4 protein-coding genes are annotated in these 2701 nt (G+C 67.4%); 3 read left to right on the top strand and 1 reads right to left on the bottom strand.

Translation table 11 applies throughout. The features are described 5' to 3' along the window. Positions 1 to 23: 23 nt before the first annotated feature. Positions 24 to 635, top strand: coding sequence for a riboflavin synthase (locus V7067_RS14850; protein WP_334176684.1), 612 nt, complete (start codon positions 24 to 26; stop codon positions 633 to 635). Between the two features lie 174 nt (positions 636 to 809). Here the strand turns inward: V7067_RS14850 and V7067_RS14845 are convergent, their stop codons facing one another. Further along, positions 810 to 1280, bottom strand: a complete 471-nt coding sequence (locus tag V7067_RS14845; RefSeq protein ID WP_334176683.1) for a hypothetical protein — start codon at positions 1278 to 1280, stop codon at positions 810 to 812. Between the two features lie 423 nt (positions 1281 to 1703). Between V7067_RS14845 and ribH the strand changes: the two genes are divergently transcribed. Both ribH and nusB read left to right on the top strand, forming a co-directional pair. Next, positions 1704 to 2159 carry a 6,7-dimethyl-8-ribityllumazine synthase gene (ribH, locus tag V7067_RS14840; RefSeq protein WP_334176682.1) on the top strand — a complete coding sequence of 152 codons (456 nt, stop codon included), beginning with the start codon at positions 1704 to 1706 and terminating at the stop codon, positions 2157 to 2159. Between the two features lie 4 nt (positions 2160 to 2163). Then, positions 2164 to 2701 (top strand): transcription antitermination factor NusB (gene nusB / locus V7067_RS14835; protein ID WP_334176681.1); only part of this gene is annotated, 538 nt, incomplete at its 3' end.

Genomic DNA, 2701 nt, shown 5'->3' with positions numbered 1-2701 from the left:
CTCTGGCGCAGGGAACCCGGCTGATGTTCACCGGCATTATCACCGACGTCGGCACGCTCGCCGCCGTCGAAACCCGCGGCGCGGTGCGCCGTCTCGTCATCGACAGCCGCTATGACGCGCAGACCATCGAGATCGGCGCCTCCATAGCCTGCAACGGCGTGTGCCTGACGGTGGTGGAATGCGCGCCGAAGCCGGCCGGCGGCAGCCACATCGCCTTCGATGCCGCCCCCGAAACCCTCGCCGTCACCACCGTTGCCGGCTGGGCTGCCGGCGAGCGGCTCAATCTGGAACGGGCGCTGAAGATCGGCGACGAACTGGGCGGCCATATCGTGGCCGGCCACGTCGACGGCCTTGCCGAACTGATCGCGCGCGAGGAGATCGGCGAAACCACCCGCCTCACCTTCCGTGCCCCGGCGGCGCTCGCCCGCTTCATCGCCCCCAAGGGCTCGGTTGCCCTCGACGGCACCTCGCTCACCGTCAACACCGTGGCGGGCAACGATTTCTCGGTGCTGCTCATTCCGCACACGCTGGCGGTGACCACATGGGGCGGCCGCAAGGCCGGCGATCCGGTCAATCTGGAAGTCGACCTGATGGCCCGTTACGTCGCCCGCCTGCAGGAAGCGCGGCCGGAATAAAACCCGGCCGGACCGGGACTGCGGCGCAAAACGAAAGAAGGCTCCGTCTGCGACAATCGCAGACGGAGCCTTCAGAGCCGCCAGCCCCAGTTGCGCCGGGCCTCCCCCCGGAGGTTCAAACTGCCCGGCAGCCGGCGGCCCGCCCCCCGGCCTCGTCAGCCCTCGTGCGCGGGCTTATTTGGTGACCGCGATGGCGGTCGACTGGATGAAGGTCACCTGCACCAGATCGCCGGCCTGCAGCGCCTTCACCTTCTGCTTCTGGGCATCCTTCTTGGCCTGAATGGTGTAGAGGCGGCCTTCCGGGCCCTTCACTTCCAGCGTGGCGTCGTCGGGATCGACGCGCACGATCTCGCCCGTCAGGCGGATGGTGTCGATCACCGCCCCGGCGGGCTTGTCGCCGGCCGGCGCCGCACCCATGAGCTGCTCGATCTGCACGCCGACCTCGGCGCCCTTCTCCGGCTTGGCGATATCGGCCACCACGGCGTCGGTCTGGGTCAGGGTGACGGTATCGCCGACGTCGATCTGGCTGAAATTCTTGATCTGCGGACCGGCCTTGACGGTGAAGAGGTGACCTTCCGGCCCCTTCAGCGTGACCTGGCGGGTTTCGGCATCGATCGCAACGACGGTGGCCTTGACCTGGCTCACGTCAACCGCACCGTCGCCGACAAGAGGCTGGGCGAAAGCCGGGGCCGAGACAGCAACGGCGCCGGCCGAAACAGTCGCAGCAAGAGCAGCACCAGCAACAACGGAAAGGATGGAAGTCTTCTTCCTGGATGCCATAATTTCAGTCTCCCCACTTACAGTTCCCGGCGCGGCCGGCGATTGGTGCCCCCGTGTCGGTGAGGCCATATTGCAGACCCGCTGCGCTTTGGCATGTGAAATTTGTGTAATGTCGGTGCATATCCCGGCCGCCGGAGGCGGCCGCTGCGCCCGCCCTGCATGGCGGCTGCGCGCGATTGGACGCCCGGTTGCGGCGGATCGTCTGGACAAATCGGCTGCTTCGTGGTTCGTCTGCGCGCTCAATTCGTCGCACGCCCCGCCGCGCTCAACGATCGGGAAGGACAGACCATGGCCGACGATACCGCGCCGCACATTCTCATCATCGATGCCCGTTTCTACGAGGACATCTCCGATGCTCTGCTGGAAGGGGCTCTGCGCGCCCTCGACGAGGCCGGCGCCACCTATGAGCGGGTCTCCGTTCCGGGCGTGCTGGAGATTCCGCCGGCGCTGTCCATGGCGCTGATGGCCATGGAGATGGGCGAGGTCGATTATGACGGCTTCGTGCTTCTGGGCTGCGTCATCCGCGGCGAAACCACCCATTACGACATCGTTGCGGGCGAGTCGGCCCGGGCGGTGATGGACCTTGCCGTCGATGGCGCGCTCGCCCTCGGCAACGGCATTCTCACGGTTGAGAACGACGATCAGGCGTGGGCCCGGGCCCGCGTGGACAGCAAGGACAAGGGCGGCTTCGCGGCCCGCGCGGCGCTGGCCATGATCGACGTGAAGAACCGCTTCGGAGTGTAAACCCATGGCCGAAGAGGCGCGAAATGCCGGTCGCGACGCGCGGCCGGCCAACCAGCGCGGCGTGGCCCGTCTCGGGGCCGTGCAGGCGCTCTATCAGATGGAAATCGCCGGCACCGAGCTTGCCGACGTCATCGCCGAGTTCGAGCTGTTCCGGCTCGGCAAGGAGCTGGACGGCGAGCAGTACCGCGATGCCGATCCGGCGTGGTTCCGCGATCTGGTCGCCGGCGTGGTGGCCGACCAGCGCACCATCGACCCGATGGTGCACAAGGCGCTGGCGGCATCCTGGCCGCTGAAGCGGGTCGATTCGATCCTGCGCGCGATTTTGCGGGCGGGCACCTATGAGTTGACCCGGCGCAAGGACGTGCCGGCCCGCGTCGTTATCAGCGAATATATCGATGTGGCCCGCGCCTTCTTCGTGGAAGACGAGCCGCGCATCGTCAACGGCGTGCTCGATTCCATCGCCCACGAGGTGCGCAGCGGCGAGTTCGACGCGGACGGCGGCCGGGAACCGGCCGGCAAAGTCGCCGGCAGCAAGTCGGCTG

The organism is Pseudoxanthobacter sp. (assembly GCF_036822375.1).
GTDB lineage: Bacteria > Pseudomonadota > Alphaproteobacteria > Rhizobiales > Segnochrobactraceae > Pseudoxanthobacter.
The sequence above is the reverse complement of the archived record's forward strand: the minus strand, read 5'-3'. Positions and strand labels throughout refer to the sequence as shown.